General features: G+C 30.0%; 22 protein-coding genes and 5 pseudogenes. 11 read left to right on the plus strand and 16 right to left on the minus strand.

Going from position 1 to position 16785, the window contains the following annotated elements:
- Window positions 1–120 precede the first annotated feature (120 nt).
- From IPM32_07720 to IPM32_07745, 6 genes and pseudogenes are all read left to right on the plus strand, one after another.
- Window positions 121–1508, plus strand: a pseudogene (locus tag IPM32_07720) (aminopeptidase P family protein).
- 81 nt (window positions 1509–1589) lie between these two features.
- A complete protein-coding gene (locus tag IPM32_07725; protein ID MBK8945151.1) occupies window positions 1590–2276 on the plus strand; it encodes an FAD-binding oxidoreductase in 687 nt (228 codons plus the stop codon).
- Window positions 2215–2952, plus strand: a complete 738-nt coding sequence (locus tag IPM32_07730; protein MBK8945152.1) for an FAD-binding oxidoreductase — start codon at window positions 2215–2217, stop codon at window positions 2950–2952. Before IPM32_07725 ends, IPM32_07730 begins: the two co-directional genes overlap by 62 nt.
- Before the next feature lie 7 nt (window positions 2953–2959).
- Window positions 2960–3085 carry a hypothetical protein gene (locus IPM32_07735; GenBank protein MBK8945153.1) on the plus strand — a complete coding sequence of 42 codons (126 nt, stop codon included), beginning with the start codon at window positions 2960–2962 and terminating at the stop codon, window positions 3083–3085.
- Window positions 3082–3717, plus strand: coding sequence for a 4Fe-4S dicluster domain-containing protein (locus IPM32_07740; GenBank protein MBK8945154.1), 636 nt, complete (start codon window positions 3082–3084; stop codon window positions 3715–3717). The genes IPM32_07735 and IPM32_07740 overlap by 4 nt, the downstream gene beginning before the upstream one ends.
- A 76-nt stretch (window positions 3718–3793) precedes the next feature.
- Entirely contained in the window at window positions 3794–4429 is a 636-nt protein-coding gene (locus tag IPM32_07745) for a (Fe-S)-binding protein (GenBank protein MBK8945155.1), read from the plus strand.
- Here IPM32_07745 and IPM32_07750 read toward each other — a convergent pair.
- The 9 genes and pseudogenes from IPM32_07750 to sufB all read right to left on the minus strand — a co-directional run bounded on the left by IPM32_07750 (window position 4397) and on the right by sufB (window position 10693).
- Window positions 4397–4900 (minus strand): annotated as a pseudogene (locus IPM32_07750) (Rrf2 family transcriptional regulator). The gene IPM32_07745 and the pseudogene IPM32_07750 overlap by 33 nt on opposite strands.
- A gap of 11 nt (window positions 4901–4911) precedes the next feature.
- Window positions 4912–5391, minus strand: a pseudogene (locus tag IPM32_07755) (BrxA/BrxB family bacilliredoxin).
- Window positions 5392–5466: 75 nt separating this feature from the next.
- Entirely contained in the window at window positions 5467–5778 is a 312-nt protein-coding gene (locus tag IPM32_07760) for an SUF system Fe-S cluster assembly protein (GenBank protein ID MBK8945156.1), read from the minus strand.
- An 11-nt stretch (window positions 5779–5789) separates the two neighbouring features.
- Window positions 5790–6935 carry a cysteine desulfurase gene (locus IPM32_07765; protein ID MBK8945157.1) on the minus strand — a complete coding sequence of 382 codons (1146 nt, stop codon included), beginning with the start codon at window positions 6933–6935 and terminating at the stop codon, window positions 5790–5792.
- 188 nt (window positions 6936–7123) lie between these two features.
- The gene (locus IPM32_07770; GenBank protein ID MBK8945158.1) at window positions 7124–7210 is read right to left on the minus strand and encodes a hypothetical protein; all 87 of its coding nucleotides are present in this window, start codon (window positions 7208–7210) and stop codon (window positions 7124–7126) included.
- A gap of 51 nt (window positions 7211–7261) precedes the next feature.
- A complete protein-coding gene (locus IPM32_07775; GenBank protein ID MBK8945159.1) occupies window positions 7262–7576 on the minus strand; it encodes a SufD family Fe-S cluster assembly protein in 315 nt (104 codons plus the stop codon).
- A gap of 633 nt (window positions 7577–8209) precedes the next feature.
- Window positions 8210–8347 (minus strand): hypothetical protein, encoded by a 138-nt coding sequence (locus tag IPM32_07780; GenBank protein ID MBK8945160.1) that lies wholly within the window; start codon window positions 8345–8347, stop codon window positions 8210–8212.
- A gap of 12 nt (window positions 8348–8359) precedes the next feature.
- On the minus strand, window positions 8360–9073 hold the full coding sequence (gene sufC, locus IPM32_07785; GenBank protein ID MBK8945161.1) for a Fe-S cluster assembly ATPase SufC: 714 nt from the start codon (window positions 9071–9073) through the stop codon (window positions 8360–8362).
- A 169-nt stretch (window positions 9074–9242) separates the two neighbouring features.
- Window positions 9243–10693 (minus strand): annotated as a pseudogene (gene sufB, locus IPM32_07790) (Fe-S cluster assembly protein SufB).
- 403 nt (window positions 10694–11096) lie between these two features.
- Here sufB and IPM32_07795 point away from each other — a divergent pair.
- The 4 genes from IPM32_07795 (at window position 11097) to IPM32_07810 (ending at window position 11862) form a co-directional block, all read left to right on the plus strand.
- Complete coding sequence (locus IPM32_07795) at window positions 11097–11249, plus strand: hypothetical protein (GenBank protein MBK8945162.1); 153 nt, start codon at window positions 11097–11099, stop codon at window positions 11247–11249.
- Between the two features lie 87 nt (window positions 11250–11336).
- The gene (locus IPM32_07800) at window positions 11337–11498 is read left to right on the plus strand and encodes a hypothetical protein (GenBank protein ID MBK8945163.1); all 162 of its coding nucleotides are present in this window, start codon (window positions 11337–11339) and stop codon (window positions 11496–11498) included.
- Window positions 11470–11646: a hypothetical protein gene (locus IPM32_07805; GenBank protein MBK8945164.1), complete on the plus strand. Its 177-nt coding sequence runs from the start codon at window positions 11470–11472 to the stop codon at window positions 11644–11646. The genes IPM32_07800 and IPM32_07805 overlap by 29 nt, the downstream gene beginning before the upstream one ends.
- Before the next feature lie 63 nt (window positions 11647–11709).
- Window positions 11710–11862 carry a hypothetical protein gene (locus IPM32_07810; protein ID MBK8945165.1) on the plus strand — a complete coding sequence of 51 codons (153 nt, stop codon included), beginning with the start codon at window positions 11710–11712 and terminating at the stop codon, window positions 11860–11862.
- Window positions 11863–12031: 169 nt separating this feature from the next.
- On the opposite strand, the gene IPM32_07815 is transcribed toward IPM32_07810, so the two are convergent.
- From IPM32_07815 to IPM32_07845, 7 genes are all read right to left on the minus strand, one after another.
- Window positions 12032–12286 (minus strand): hypothetical protein, encoded by a 255-nt coding sequence (locus IPM32_07815; GenBank protein ID MBK8945166.1) that lies wholly within the window; start codon window positions 12284–12286, stop codon window positions 12032–12034.
- Window positions 12287–12310: 24 nt separating this feature from the next.
- Window positions 12311–12613, minus strand: a complete 303-nt coding sequence (locus tag IPM32_07820; protein MBK8945167.1) for an RNA methyltransferase — start codon at window positions 12611–12613, stop codon at window positions 12311–12313.
- Window positions 12598–12783, minus strand: a complete 186-nt coding sequence (locus IPM32_07825; protein MBK8945168.1) for a hypothetical protein — start codon at window positions 12781–12783, stop codon at window positions 12598–12600. Before IPM32_07825 ends, IPM32_07820 begins: the two co-directional genes overlap by 16 nt.
- A gap of 208 nt (window positions 12784–12991) precedes the next feature.
- A complete protein-coding gene (locus IPM32_07830; GenBank protein MBK8945169.1) occupies window positions 12992–13261 on the minus strand; it encodes a hypothetical protein in 270 nt (89 codons plus the stop codon).
- 86 nt (window positions 13262–13347) lie between these two features.
- On the minus strand, window positions 13348–13557 hold the full coding sequence (locus IPM32_07835) for a hypothetical protein (GenBank protein ID MBK8945170.1): 210 nt from the start codon (window positions 13555–13557) through the stop codon (window positions 13348–13350).
- Between the two features lie 349 nt (window positions 13558–13906).
- Window positions 13907–14230: an ATP phosphoribosyltransferase regulatory subunit gene (locus IPM32_07840; protein ID MBK8945171.1), complete on the minus strand. Its 324-nt coding sequence runs from the start codon at window positions 14228–14230 to the stop codon at window positions 13907–13909.
- Window positions 14231–14525: 295 nt separating this feature from the next.
- Window positions 14526–14780: a PTS sugar transporter subunit IIA gene (locus IPM32_07845; protein ID MBK8945172.1), complete on the minus strand. Its 255-nt coding sequence runs from the start codon at window positions 14778–14780 to the stop codon at window positions 14526–14528.
- 257 nt (window positions 14781–15037) lie between these two features.
- Between IPM32_07845 and IPM32_07850 the strand changes: the two are divergent.
- A pseudogene (locus IPM32_07850) lies at window positions 15038–16727 on the plus strand (short-chain dehydrogenase).
- The last annotated feature ends 58 nt before the right edge of the window (window positions 16728–16785 follow it).

Below are 16785 nucleotides of genomic sequence, written 5' to 3' on the forward strand. Positions count from 1 at the left end.
ATTGATTTTCATAATATGTAATAAGAAGTAAAAAATCAAAAATAAAATCTTTCTTAAAATAAATCTTAATGCTAATTTAATAATTAGTAAAGTTGAATTGTTAAAATTTTTGGAGATGTTATGTTTAAAACAGAAACTTATAAAAACAGAAGAGATGAATTAAAGAAAAAGTTCAAAGACGGAATTCTTTTATTCCTTGGAAATAATGAAATGCCAATGAATTATTTAGGAAACACATATCGCTTCAGACAAGATAGTTCCTTTTTATATTATTGGGGAATTAATGAACCAAACTTAGCTGCAGTTATTGATATTTCGAAAAACAAAGAAACTATTTTTGGTGATAACAGAAGTTTGGATGACGTAGTTTGGATGGGATTTGACGATACAATTGAAAATAAATCAGCAAAAGTTGGTGTTGAAAATACAAAACCTTTTTCCAAATTAGAAAGTTTTATAAGAAAGAAAATTTCTCATGGAAATAAAATTCACTATTTACCGCAATATCGATCAGATAATTTATTATTACTTCAAGAAATTTTGGATATAAAAGCTGGTGAAATTAATAACAATTCTTCAGTAAAATTAATTAAATCTGTCATTCAACAAAGGTCAATAAAATCTGAAGAAGAAATTACTGAAATTGAAAAAGCTCTTGAAGTAAGTTATTATATGAATATTACAGCAATGAAAGAAATTAAAGTTGGTATTACAGAAAGAGAAGTTTGCGGAAAAGTTGAAGGTATTGCAATTTCAAAAGGAAATGGAGTTTCGTTTCCAATTATATTTTCAGTTAACGGGGAAATTCTCCATAACCACTCGCATGAAAATATTATGCAAGATGGACAAATTGCAGTTCTGGATTCGGGTTCAGAAACAATGTTAGGTTATGCAAGCGATACAACAAGAACAATTCCGGTAAGTGGAAAGTTCACTCAAAAACAAAAAGAAATTTATAATATTGTTTTGGAATCACAACTTGAATCAATTAAAATGATGAAACCCGGAATTAAATATAAAGATGTTCATTTGAATGCAGCAAAATAATTGCAAACGGTTTGAAAAAATATGGAATTATGAAAGGTAATATTGATAAAGCCGTTGAAGAAGGAGCGCATGCTTTATTTTTTCCGCACAGGCTTGGGCACATGCTCGGCTTGGATGTTCACGATCTTGAAAGTTTAGGTGAAAATTATATTGGTTATGATAAAACTGTAAAAAGAAGTAATCAATTTGGTTTAGCATATTTAAGATTAGCAAAAAAATTAGAAACGGGATTTGTCGTAACAGTTGAACCCGGATGTTATTTTATTCCCGCATTAATTGATAAATGGAAAAGTGAGAAAAAATTTATTAAGTATATCAATTATAAAAAATTAAGTGAGTACAGAAATTTTGGCGGAATTAGAATTGAAGATAATGTTCTAATAACGAAAGATGGAAATAGAGTTTTAGGAAAACCAATACCTAAAACAATTAAAGAAGTTGAATCTGCTTGTTCAAAATAATTTATAGAGTGGAATATCATTTAGATATTCCATTTTTATTTTTCTAAATTTAACTTATCAATACTTCTAAAAATCTTCAAAATGTTAAAAGAAAATTATCAAAGATTAATTAACGAATTAAAAATTGTAATCCCCCAAAATAGAATTTTCGAAGATGAACTAAATACTTTAGCTTACGGGACCGATGCAAGTTTTTATAGGTTGATTCCTAAAATTGTTGTTAAAGTAATTTCAGAAGATGAAATTATTTTTATAATAAATTCATGTAACAAATTTAAAATCCCAATTACATTTCGTGCATCCGGCACAAGCTTATCCGGTCAATCAATTTCAGATTCTGTTTTACTTGTTGCCGATAGGTCATGGAATAAAATTAAAATTTCCGAATGCAAAACTAAAATTACTTTGGAACCAGCTGTTTTAGGCGGAAGAGCAAATCTTGAACTTAGTAAATTCAATAAAAAAATTGGACCAGATCCCGCTTCAATAAATGCCGCAACGGTTTGCGGCATTGCATCAAATAATGCAAGCGGAATGACGAGTGGTATAAAAAATAATGCATACAATACAGTTTCAGAAATGCGTATTGTTTTTCCAAACGGAAAAATTCTTGATACTTCAAACGCCGATCAGAAATTAAAATTTATAGAAGAAAATAGAAAATTAATTGTTGAATTATTAAATCTTTCAATAGAATTAAATCAAAATGAAATTTGTAGAAATAAGATTAAAAAGAAATATCAGATTAAAAAACACTATGGGATATAGCGTAAACTCACTTATTGATTTTAAAGATCCCATAGAAATAATTAAACATTTAATGATTGGTTCAGAAGGCACGTTAGGATTTATTTCAGAAATTACTTTAAATACTGTGAATTCTTTTCCCTATAAAGGAACTTCACTAATAATTTTTCCAAATGTGAAAAAAGCTTGCTCAACAATTCCAATTCTTAATGAACTCCCAATTGATGCCGCAGAATTAATGGATAGAGCAGCTTTAAAATCTGTTGAAGATAAAAATGGAATGCCCGTTTACTTAAAAAATCTTTCGCAAGAATCTGCTGCACTTTTAATTGAAACTTCAGCTCCCGATGAAATTGTTTTAGATTTTAATATCAATAGAATAAAAAATGCGTTGAGTTTAGTAAAAACTGTAAGACCAGTTGAATTTACAAAGGATAAAAATGAATATTTGAAATTATGGAATGTAAGAAAGGGATTGTTCCCATCGGTAAGTAAATCAAGAAAAGAAGGAACAACCGTTATAATTGAGGATCTAAATTTTAATACAAAAGATTTAGCAAATGCCGTTGAAGATCTTAAATCAATTTTGCAAAATATAATTATTCGGAAAATATTATTTGGGGACATGCGCTTTCGGGAAATATACATTTTGTTTTTGCGCAAGATTTTAACGATGAAAAGAAGTCGATCGATATAAAAAATTTATGAATGAAGTTGTTGAATTAGTTATAAATAAATATGATGGCTCGCTTAAGGCAGAACACGGAACCGGAAGAAATATGGCTCCGTTTGTAAAATATGAATGGGGAATGAGATTTATGAAATTATGATCAGAATCAAAAAATTATTTGACCCGAATGGAATTTTAAATCCAGGAGTATTAATAAATAATGATGAGTCAATTCATATAAAAAATTTAAAACCAACACCAATTGTAAATGAATTAATTGATAAATGTATTGATTGCGGATTTTGCGAAAATAATTGTCCTTCAAAAAATTTAACATTAACACCTCGACAAAGAATTACAGTTTGGCGAGAAATTAATAAAATGAAATCTGAAAGTATGAATATTGATTTAATCACAAAACTTGAAAATTCATACCAATATTATGGAGAACAGACTTGTGCAACTGATGGTTTATGCGAATTAAGTTGTCCGGTAAATATTGATACTGGAAAATTAATAAAGCAAATTAGAAGTTCATTGCACACAAAAAGTGAAAAATCTTTTGCGTTATTTATTTCAAAACATTTTTCAGCAATAGTAAGTTTTATAAAATTTGGATTAAACTTCGTAATAATTCTTCAGCAAATTTTTGGGGATAAATTTTTAAAAAGTTCATCAAATTTAACTAGAAGAATATTTAAAAATAAAACTCCAATGTGGAATGAAGCTTTGACGAAAGGAGCAAAATTTAATATTCAAAAACAAACAATTCAGCAATCAGAAAAACTGTAATTTATTTTCCAAGCTGTATAAGCCGCACTTTTGGAAATCAAAAAAATCAAAGTATAATGAAGAATTAAATTCAGCTATGGAAAATTTATTAAGGAAAGCTGATTATCATATTATTTATCCAGATAATTTAAATTCGCTTTGCTGTGGTATGCCTTTTTCGAGTAAAGGATTTTTTGATGCAGCCGAACAAAAAAGTAAGCAACTGATTTCAAGTTTAACTAAAGCAAGCAACAATGGACAAATAAAAATTATTTTTGATACGAGTCCATGTGTTAAAACTATTAAAGATGATTTACAAAAACTGAACAATCCACAATTGAAAATATATGATTCAATTGAATTCATTCATGATTTTCTATTAGATGAATTAGATTTTAATACAATTGAAGATTCTATAACAATTCATACAACGTGCAGTGCCGAGAAAATGGATTTGAAAAACAAACTTATTACTATTGCAAAAAAATGTTGTAATAATGTTTTCATTCCGGAAGAAATTTATTGCTGCGGTTTTGCCGGTGATAGAGGATTTATACATCCTGAACTCAATGAATCAGCATTAGAAAATTTAAGTGAATTTGTAACCGATCATAATTGTAAAAATGGTTACTCAACAAGCAAAACTTGCGAAATTGGTTTAACAAAACACAGTGGAATTAATTATCAATCAATTATTTATTTAGTTGATGAATGCAGTAAGGCAAAGAATTGAGTATTTAAGTAGATTCTTGAACTTCAATTTTTTATTTGTTTCCTCAAAAAATATTTTTTCCGAATTTAGCAAATCTTGTAAAGTAAGATTATTCATAACTTGATCAATTGATTTTGAATCAACTGCCAGAATGATCTAATTGAACAATCAGTTGAATGAGTGCAAGTAATTGATTCGGAATTATGTAATTGGCAATATGATGATTCAAAAAATTTACCGCCTAAAATACCCATCACATCGCCAATTAATATGTCTTTTGGATGCTTTGTTAAAGAATAGCCCCCAATTCTTCCTCTTTCGCTTTCTAAATATCCGTTCAATCTAAGAAGTCTTAATGTTTTGGCCACATTATCTTCTGAAATCCCTTCATTACTGCTGATATCCGGAATTGTTAAGCCCCTCCTTTTGTATAGAGTTTCCTAATCTAACTAAACATCTTAAGCCATATTCTTCTTGTGTTGTAAATTTCATTGTTTAGAAATTTATTCGTCATTCAAAGGAATTCTTGAACCGCACATTTTAGCATGAACCAATTTATCATATTTTTCCTTTGGGATTGAGGGACCTTGTTTTGTACAATAATTAGAAAAAATATTTTGAAGAACTTCGGCAATTTGTTCCGGTGATCTTCCTTCAATATGATGACGAGGCAGCATGGATATTACTTCTCCATTTTTTATCAATGCAGCTGAAGGAGATGAAGGAGGAAATTTTGCCAAATATTTTTCGCGTACAGTTGTTACTGATAATTTATCTTGCCCACAAATACAGTCACAATATTATCTGGAATTAAATTATTTTGTAATGCCAATGAAACTCCTGGTCTTGCACTTCCGGCGGCACATCCGCACACCAATTAATAAACACAAGAGTTGTTTCATCATTATTTTTGACAAAATTTCATCAACTTGTTCTGATGTTGTCAATTCTTTAAATCCAATATATATTAACTCATCTCGCATTGGTTGAACCGCACGCGGATCATAGGTTGGAGAAAAGATTATTTATTTCAAACATTTTTTCCTTTCTAAAAATTATTATAAAAATCCTAAATTTAATTTTGCTTCATCACTCATCATATCCTTATTCCATGGAGGTTCCCAGACTAAATTAATTTTTACATCATTAACATTTTCAATTTCTTTAATTCGTTGCCTTACTTCTCCGGGTAAACTTTCAGCAACCGGGCATGCTGGTGAAGTTAGTGTCATCATGATTTCAACATTAGCACCATCATCTATTTTAATATTGTAAATCATACCAAGTTCGTAAATGTTTACGGGAATTTCCGGATCATAAACAGTTTCTAAAACAGAAATTATTTTTTGCTCTAAATATCCTTTATCAATCATTGAAGTACCTAAGAAAACATTTTTTTAACTTTTAAAAGTGCAGAATACAATTGATCAATTTCTTCAATTTTATTGTACATTGAAAATGATGCTCTTGCAGTCGCCGGTTGACCAAATCTCTTAATAAGTGGCATTGTGCAATGGTGTCCGGTTCTTATTGCAATTCCGTCCGTATCAATTATTGTCCCAATATCATAAGGGTGAATTCCTTTAATAACGAATGACACAACTGAAGCTTTTTCTTTTGCAGTTCCAATAATTTTCAATCCTTCAATCTGAAGCAGTCTATCGGTTGCATACTTTAATAATTTATCTTCATGTAGAGCAATATCTTCGGAGTTGAATGAGGTTAAATAATCAATAGCTGTTCCCAGAGCAATTCCTCCAACAATATTCGGAGTTCCAGCTTCAAATTTTTGCGGGAGATCATCATAAGTTGTCCCTTCAAACGTAACTTCTCTAATCATATCGCCGCCACCTTGAAATGGAGGCATTTTATCTAAAAATTCTGTCTTACCATAAAGAACTCCAATGCCGGTAGGACCAAAAACTTTATGTCCGGAAAAAACATAAAAATCACAATCCAAATCTTGAACATCAACCTTAACATGAGAAACTGCTTGGGCTCCATCTAACAAAACTGGGATATTAAATTCGTGAGCTTTCTTTACAATTTCTTTAACCGGATTTATTGTACCCAATGCATTTGAAATATGAACAACCGAAACAAGTTTTGTTTTAGGTGATATTAATTTTTCAAATTCTTCAAATATAAATTCACCGCTATCATTAACTGGAACCACTTTTAGAATTAAATTTTTTCTTTCACAAAGTAATTGCCAAGGGACAATATTAGAATGATGTTCCATATACGAAATTATAATTTCGTCACCTTCGGAAAAATAATTTGCTCTGCAAAGTGAATTAGATACTAAATTTATTCCTTCCGTTGCTCCTCGAACAAAAATTATTTCCGAAACACTCATTGCATTTAAAAACTCTTTTATTTTTAAACGAGCACTTTCATAAGATTCAGTCGCCAGTTCACTTAAGAAATGCAAACCCCTATGAATATTGGCATTTTCGTAAGTGTAATAATTTGTAATAGCATCAATTACAGATTGAGGTTTTTGTGAAGTTGCGGCATTATCCAAATAAACTAATGGCTTTCCATTAACAAATCTTTTAGAATTGGAAAATCGTTTCTAACATCATCAAAAAAAATTTTCTAAAAGTTTTTGTTTGCTTTGTACTGTGCTTAATATCAACATCAAAATTCATTAGAATGCTTCTCTATGTAAATGCTCAAATATTATGTGATTTACTTTATCTTTTAATTGTTCTATTTAATCTCACTTACTACATCATCGATAAATGCTCTTATGAGCATTGATCTTGCAGCTTCTGCAGAAACACCTCTTGATCGAATATAAAAATAGCTTGTTCATCAAGTTTTCCAACTGTTGCTCCGTGCGACATTTTACATCATCTGCATAAATTTCAGTTGCGGTTTTGCATCAATGCTGGCTTCATTTGAAAGCAGTACTGATTTATTTGACTGAAACGCATTTGTTTTCTGAGCAATTCGATCAACTAATATTTTCCCGGAAAACACTCCTTTAGCTTTATCATCCAAAATACCTTTATATAATTCATTGCTCATACAATTTGGTTTTGCATGATTTATAAAAGTATGGTTATCAATATGCTGTTCATCATTTCCTAAGTATAATCCAAAAAGATGGCATTCAATATTTTCGCCATCTAATTTTGTGTTAATATCGTTTCTTGCAATTTTACTTCCGAATGAAAGCGAAAGTGATTAAGAATGCTTGAATTATTTTTGATGAATATCTGTTTTATCAATATGAAATGAGGCATTTGATTCATTCTGTAATTTTATAAAATTGATTTGCAATTTTCTTTTACATAGATATCTGTAATCACATTTGTAAAATATTCGTCCGTCTTTTCCTAAATAATATTTGCTTGAGTATTTTCCTCTGCAATAACTAAATTTCTTGGCTGTATAAGTTGCTTTACCAGCGTTGTTTACAGCAATATTTATAATATGGATTGGTTTTCAACAATTTTATTCTTAGGAATGTGAATAAAAAAACCATCATAAGTAAAAGTGTGATTTAATAACGTAAATGAATTTAAATTGTTAGATGAATTGTTTAAGAGTTGTAAATCAATTTAATTTTATTTTAAAATGAAAAAAAAACTATCAACAACTACACCATTTTCCAGATCATTAATTTTGGACAATTCCTTATTATAAATTCGACAATGAAAATTAAAAGATGCACTTCCAGATTTGGAATTAAATATTTTCTAATAAAATTTATCAACATTGGTTTTAGTCAATGGTGACGGGATAAACTCATGATTTAGAATTGGTGAAATATTTGTGTATTTCCATTCTTCATTTTTTTTGTAGGAATTCTAAAGTTTCAAATAATTTTGCTGCTTCATTTCTATTATTGCTAATTTCATCATTATTTGCTTTTGCAAATTGTGAAAAATTTTCTAAATACCAGTTTTTTATATTATTTTCTTTCATTGAGAAATTATCCTAAACCAATTCAGTTTGTTCTTTTATTATCCAATCGTAACCTCTTTCTTCTAATTCAAGAGCTAAATTTTTATCACCGGATTTTACAATTTTACCTTTATATAAAACATGAACAAAATCCGGAACGATATAATCAAGCAGTCTTTGATAATGAGTTACAAGAATTACAGCATTTTCTTTATTTTTGAATTTATTTACACCATGCGCAACAATTTTGAGTGCATCAATATCAAGACCGGAATCAGTTTCATCAAGTACTGCGAGCTTTGGATTAAGAGTTAAAAGTTGTAAAATTTCATTGCGTTTTTTCTCACCGCCTGAAAATCCTTGATTTACCGAACGACTAATTAATGCGCTATCCATTCCTAAGATATTTGCTTTTTCCTTTATAAGATTTAAGAAATCTTTTGCGGAAATTTCTTCTTGATTGTTATGCTTTCTAATTTCATTTATTGCGGTTTTTAAAAATACGGAATTACTAACACCCGGAATTTCAATTGGATCTTGGAAGGCTAGAAATAATCCTTCGCGGGCTCTAACATCCGGTTCCATTTCAACAATATTTTTTTCATTAAAAATAATTTCACCTTCGGTAACTTCGTAAGCTTCGTTTCCGGCTAATACATTTGCAAGGGTACTTTTACCAGATCGGTTTGGACCCATAATAGCATGGATTTCTCCGGCATTAACACCTAAATCAATTCCTTTTAGTATTTCAGTTCCTTCAACATTTGCATGAAGATTTTAATCTTGATCATTTAATTTTCCTTTATTCTTTTTCAATTTCTGGATTCCCGATTAGAAACTTCGGGAATGACAACTTTTATGTTTAATTGTGGTTTTAACTTTTCATTTTTTCTGTTAGCTAAGGATTTTAACTTATTTACCCAACACTGCCTTCTAAACTAATTGCTAGCAACTTTTGAGCTTCAACCGCAAATTCCATCGGAAGATTATTAAATACTTCTTTACAAAATCCATTGACAATCATATTAACTGCATCTTCCGTAGAAATTCCTCTTTGGTTCAAATAAAATATTTGATCTTCACCAACTTTGAAGTTGTTGCTTCATGCTCAACGAGTAGCAGTATTGTTATTTATTTCTAAATACGGAAAAGTATGTGCACCGCAATTATTTCCCATCAACTATAGAATCGCTCTGAGAAAAGTTTCTTGCGTGAGTGCGTTCTTCCCAATTTTAACTAAACCTCTGTAAGATTTATTGCTTCTTCCGGCGGAAATCCCCTTGAAACAATTGTACTGCTTGTTTTTTTCCCCAAGTGAATCATTTTTGTTCCGGTATCTGCTTGCTGATAATTATTTGTTACTGCAACGGAGTAAAATTCTCCAACTTGAATTATCCCCTTGCAAAATACAGCTTGGATATTTCCAAGTAATTGCGGAGCCGGTTTTTCGACTTGCGTCCACGAAATTTTAGAATTATTACCTTTACAAATTCCGCGTTTTTAACAAAATTATAATTCACCTTTACCTTCTTTATCTCCCGGGAACCAATTCTGAACTGTTGAATATTTAATTTCCCGCATTCTAGAGCAACTAATTCAACAATTGCAGCGTGAAGTTGATTTGTATCTCTCAAGGAGCTGTGCAACCTTCTAAATAACTAACGTAACTATTTTCATCAAGCAATTATTAATGTTCGTTCAAACTGTCCAGTATCCATTGCATTAATTCTAAAATAAGTTGAAAGTTCCATAGGACATCTAACACCTTTAGAATATAGACGAATGAGCCATCACTAAATACAGCAGAATTTAAAGTCATAAAATAATTATCTGTTTGAGGAACAACAGATCCCAAATATTTTTTTACCAAATCTGAATGTTCTCTAATTGCTTCGAAATCGAACAAAAAAAATTCCTTTTTCTGCAAGTGTTTCTTTGAAAGTTGTAGCTACGGAAACCGAATCAAAAACTGCATCAACTGCCACACCGCTTAAAATCTTTTGTTCTTCTAAAGGTATTCCTAATTTTTCAAATGTTGCTAATAATTCGGGATCAACTTGATCCAGACTTTCCAACTCCGGTTTTTCTTCGAGTAGAATAATATTTGAGATTTTGGTAATCAAATTTATCTTTTTAATTTTTGCCCAATTTGGTTCTTCCATTGTTAACCAATGCCTGTAAGCCTTTAACCGCCATTCGGTCATCCATTCAAGTTTCATTTTTCTTTTGAGAAAGCAACCTAATTATACCTTCATTTAATCCTTTGGGAAATGCATCTTCTTCAATTTCGGTAACAAATCCCCATTTATATTCTGTATTGGTATGCTCTTCAATTGTTTTAATATCTTCGCGTAAATCTTCGCTCATTTAAATAACCTTGTTTATTTCTAAAGTAAAAGTACGTAATCTTGCAAAAAAAATCAAGATTAGAAAAAATCCTTTTTTTCTTTTTTCAAATGTTAAAAAACAGAAAAAACTTAAGAAGAAAATTTTTAATGATTACCTAATTTTTTATTTTAGTGTATAAATTATTCCAGAATTCATAAATAGAATTCCAAATAAAATGAGGTAAAAATGAGAAAAGTAATAAGTATTTTTTTGTTAGGTACAATTGCGTTGGCAATAATAGTTGTCTCGTGCGGTGAATCTAAACCGGAAATTGATAAAATTGCATTGTAAGCAAAAAGCGAAAGTATTTTTATGAAATTACCAGCTTCAATGCTCTGAGCTGAAACCGATACTCCGAAAAAAAATTGCATTAGGGAAAAAATTGTATTTTGAAGAAAAATTATCTAAAACAAATTCGCAATCGTGTAATACTTGTCTCTCAATTGATCCGGGCAAAGCCGGAGTTGATAATAAACCAACTTCACCAGGAGCAAAAACCAGAACAATTGTACAAGAAATTCTCCAACAGTTTTAAATGCTGTTTTCAATTTGCACAATTTTGGGATGGAAGAGCTAAAGATTTAAAGAACAAGCATTAGGTCCAATTTCAAATCCTCTCGAAATGGGAATGGATAATCCAAAAGAAGTTGAAGATAAATTATCCGCAATGCCGGAATATGTTGGAAATGTTTGCGAAAGCATTTCCAGCAAATCCAAAATTTCTTGGGATAATTTAGGTGAAGCTGTTGCCGCATTTGAAAGAAACATTAATTACAAAAGATAGATTCGATTTCTTTTTAGGCGGAAATCCAAATGCATTGACTGATGAAGAAGCTCAAGGTTTGGAAATTTTTATGAACAAAGGTTGTACCACTTGTCATACCGGTCCACTTTTGGGCGGAAACATGTATCAAAAAAATGGGATTGTATAAACCTTATACAGATACAAAAGATATGGGCAGATTTGATATTACAAAAATGAAGCTGAGAAATTTATGTTTAAAGTTCCAACTTTAAGAAATATTGCTTTTAACCGCAACTCATATTTCCATGATGGTGCTTCAGCAACTTTGGAAGATGCAGTAACTCAAATGTCAAATATGCAATTAACAACTCAACTAACTCCGGAAGAAGTTAAAAAGTTGTAACATTTTGGGTGCCTTGACAGATATTGAATTAGCAAAAGCGAATAAAAAGTAGTTAGTAAAAAAGAAGTTAGAATTTAGGAGTAAATAAAAGAAACCTCCGGAAGTTTCAAACTTTCGAGGTTTTTTTATTAGATATTTTCAAAGTTCTTATCTTTAATAAATCTCTAGGTTAATTTGAAAAATGTAAAAATTTTGGAATTAAAATTTTTCCCAAAAATTGTCCGAGAAAAAAACTTCCTATCAAAATTTGATAAGTATAAAATTCAAACCCAACATTAGAATAAATTCTTAGTAGAATTACGAATGGAACCGGAAGATGAATTGCTAAAAACCATTGCGGTGAAAATTTTTTAACTTTTGATCGCCAAAATCCAAATGGTAAATTTATTAGAAAGACTGAAATTGCAGCTATAAAAATTATCATGGATTTTCTGATTTCGGAAAAGATTTAATTATTTCTCGATCGTAAAATTTCAAAAAGTAAAACACCGGTTGCAACTGAAACATTAAGACTTTGAATTTTTTCTTGCATCGGAATTTCTGCAAGAAAATCACACTTCTCAGAAATTAAATGTCGAATTCCTTTTTCTTCATTTCCAATAATTAATGCGATTGGTTGTTTGTAATCTATTGAAGTATAATTTTGAGAATTGCCAAGTTTTGATCCAACAATCCAATATCCATTTTGCTTTAGAATTTCAATTGTGTTTACAAGATTATTTACTCGCAATTTTATTATGATTTGTTGCACCAGCAAGTTTTTTCAACAGTATTGTTTACCGAAACGCTATTTTTAATTGTTGTGATAATTCCGTTTACACCGGCACATTCTGCTGTTCTAATTATTGCTCCAAAATTATGCGGATCTTGAATTGAATCCAAAAGCAGTAATAAAAGGAAATTTAGAATTTTCAGCTTCAATTAAAATTTCATCAATTTCAGAATAACCGAAATCACTTTTTATATGCGATAATTCCTTGAGTGTTTTTATCTTCCGCAATTTGCTCAAATTTTGCGGTGAAAGCTGAGTAACTTTACGTTGGATTTATTTGCGAGATTTTTAATTTGATCAACAATAGAGCCGTTTAAGCCATATAGGATATAGATTTGATCAATTTCTGCATTTAATTTAAAGCTTCAAGAACTGGTTTTTCTTCCAAATATTTTTTGCATCTAAGTTTGTGGAATTCCTATGTAGAAAATCAAAAAATAGTATGTTTAATATTGAATTTAATACTTTTTGTGATTTTATTAAAACCGCAACTTGTCTTAAACCTTTATTTAATGGTTTTAAATTTAGAAGTTCTGAAAGTAGAATTTCTTCTTCAATTTTCATTTTCATATCTTTTAATTTAACACGACCAAAGTAATATTCATCACCGCCGACAAATAATAACATATTTTGAATTTAATTTATTTGCTTCACGCATTTGAGCTTTACCACTTCTTGATAAATAATCAAATTCAACCTTAAAATTATTTTTCTTAACACACTTGCAATTTCAAAAATTTCGTCTCAAGTTCATTATTCAATCTGATAATGTAAATATCAATTATTTCATTATCCGGTTGAAATGAATTTTCAGATTTGCATGCGAGTAAAATTCTTTCAATTCCAGCTGCAAATCCAACTGCCGGAGTTGGATCACCGCCAAGTTGTTCAATCAATAAATTGTATCTTCCGCCGCCGCACAAAGCACTTTGTGAACCTACGCTTGAACTAAGAATTTCAAAAGAATTGTGAGGAGGTAATAATCCAAACCGCGAACCAATTTATGATTTTAAATGGAATTTTAGCAATTGTTAAAAATTCTTTTACTTTATTAAAATGTATAAACTTTCTTCGCCAAGAAAATCAATAAGTTTAGGTGAACCAATTAATAATTTTTGGTCGTGTTCATTTTTGCTGTCTAAAATTCTTAGAACATTTGTATCAAATCTATTTTAATATTTCGGATAATTCATTTTTTTATATGCAATAAATTCTTTCTAAAGCTTCGGCAAATTTATTTCTTTCTTTTCGAACGCCAAGAGAATTCCAAATTTACTTCAATATTTTCAATCCTAATTTTTCTAAAATATTAAATGCAGCCGGAATTACTTCAGCATCCAATGCGGGATTGTAGCTTCCCAAAGCTTCAATTCCAAATTGATGAAATTGTCTTAATCTTCCGGCTTGCGGTCGTTCTTGACGAAACATCGGAGAAATATAAAATAATTTATTCAATCCCGTTTGTTTTCCCAAAGAATGTTCAATAAACGCGCGAACAACCGATGCAGTCATTTCCGGTTTTAGTGTTAAATTGTTTTCACTTCTATCAAAAAACGAATACATTTCTTTACTAACAATATCTGTGTTGTCTCCAATTCCTCTTGCAAAAAGTTCGGTTAATTCAAAATTGGAGTTCTGATTTCTTTGTAATTAAAATGCTTCATCTGATTTAACACAATACTGGTAAGGTGATTCCAATATTGAATTTCATCTGAGAATATCTTTAGTTCCGGTAATTTAGCTTAATCATAATTTAAGCAAAGGAAATTATTATGAAATGTTTTTTTCTTCGTCTTCAAAGATATTGTAAATCTCTGGAAACCGAATTGGCAGAAAGTAATTTTTCTCTGAAATCTTTTTGTTCATCAGCAAAGAAATTCTGCTTAAAAGTTTAATATGAGGGAGCAACTAAATTATCTCTTCCGATTAATAAAATTAAATTTACCGGAGAACCATCCAACGATTCAAAATCGATTGGAGATTTTGTTTTACCAAATGCTGCTAAAATTTCTGTAACTTTATTTGTTTTGCAATGAGGAATTCCAAAACCATGACCAATACCGGTGGACATAATTTTTTCTCTTTCGTGAACGCTTTCTTTAACTTCTTTTATATCAAGAATTCTTTCATCTTTTAAATAAATCAATTAGCCCATTATTACTTCTTCTTTTGTTGTTCCCTTTAGTTCGGGAATTATATTTTCTGGTGCTAAAACTTCGCAAATTCTCATTTAATTCAACTTATATTATTTTAAAAATTGTGAATACAAATTTAACAAAGGAACTCTGTATTTACAATCGAAACAATTTTTATAATTTATACAATACTGATAAAAATGCTTGCAATGGTATTTTCATTAAGCTAAGTTTTATTATTAGGAATTTAAAAGTTTTTGAGGAAATTATGGATATTGAAAAAAAAACAGTTTTAGTTTTAGGCGGCTGGGGATTAGTTGGAAACGCCGTTACAAGAAAATTAGTTTCGGAAAAACCCGCAAAAATTATTGTTACTTCTTTAAGAAAAGAAGAAGCAGAATCTCACGTTGTTCAGTTAAAAAATGAATTCTCAAATTTGCCGGAAGATTATTTTATTCCTCGGTGGGGAAATATTTTTGTAAGAAATGAATTCAAAGATACCGATCGATTTGAAATTTTAAATGATCCGGTAAGAAGAAAAGTTTTAATGAAAGATATTATGGAAGAATTAACAGATGAAATTTTACAGCAATCTTCTATTTATCAACTTCTTACGCTTCATAAACCGGATATAATAATTGATAGTATAAATTCTGCAACGGGAATTGCATATCAAGATTTATATACAACTTATCACAGAATAAGTACAACAATTCAAAATAACCCAACTACAGAAACAATAATTGAAGAAACCGAAAAATTGTTGTGCACGCAATATGTTCCGCAATTAATTAGACATATACAAATTTTGTATAATTCGATGAATAAAGTTCAGACAAAAATTTATGTTAAAATTGGTACTAGCGGAACTGGCGGAATGGGACTTAATATTCCATATACACACAGTGAAGAAAAACCATCTCGTATTATTAAGCAAATCTTCAGTTGTTGGAGCCCATACATTGCTTTTATTTTTAATGGGAAGGACTCTCGGTGGAGCAATTACAAAAGAAATTAAAACCAACCGGAGCAATTGCTTGGAAAAGAATTGCTTTTGATGAAATTAAAAAGAGGAAAATCAATTGAATTAGTCGATGCTTCGCTGGAAAATGTAATAAATCTTGAAAGTGAACTGAAATTAAATTTGGATAAACCATTTAAATTAACGGGTGAAAAATTAAAATCGGTTTTTATAGATACCGGTGAAAACGGAACTTTTCTCGCGTGAATTTGAAGCTATTTCTGCTCTTGGTCAAATGGAATATGTTACTTCCCGAAGAAATTGCTGAAGATGCAATTTTGAAATTAAAGGCGGAAATACGGACACGATATAATTAATGCACTTGATAATGCAACTTGGAACCCACTTACAGAGCAGGTTATTTGCAGCATGCGGCAGTTGAAAAATTGCAAGAACTTGAGGAAATTCATAACGTAAATAGTGTAGCATTTGAGTTATTGGGTCCGCCAAGATTATCTAAATTACTGCACGAGTTGAATTTAATAAAATTAGTTTCAGGAAAAATGAAAGAAATTTTAAACATTTCTGCAAATAATTTATCTGAAAAAATCTTAGAACTTATCAAATCAAATGAAAAATTAAGAAGTGAAATAATTTCAATTGGAATTCCAATTTATTGCCAGATGGAAAATCTCTTTTACGTGAAATGAAATGAAAATTCCACCATTTAGAGGTGAAAACAATTTAAAAATTACGGATGAAAATATTGAACTTTGGTCGAATGACGGATGGGTTGATTTACGAGTTGAAAATATGATAGTTTGGCAGAATAGAATAAAAGGGATTATGGATGAAGCATCTTTAATTCCCGCCGATGATAAGTTCAATGCATGTTAGAAATAAGAGATATTGGAACAATTTTGAACAAATTAATATTGGGAAAGTTGTTAGCTGGATTTTCATTCATGAAGAAAAAGGTAAGCGAATGAAGTCGTAAAAAGATATGAGATTCAAAATTTGAAAAATTCAAAATACTATATGCAGTCACAAATCAT

It is taken from the genome of Ignavibacteriota bacterium (assembly GCA_016716225.1).
Classification (GTDB): domain Bacteria; phylum Bacteroidota; class Ignavibacteria; order Ignavibacteriales; family Melioribacteraceae.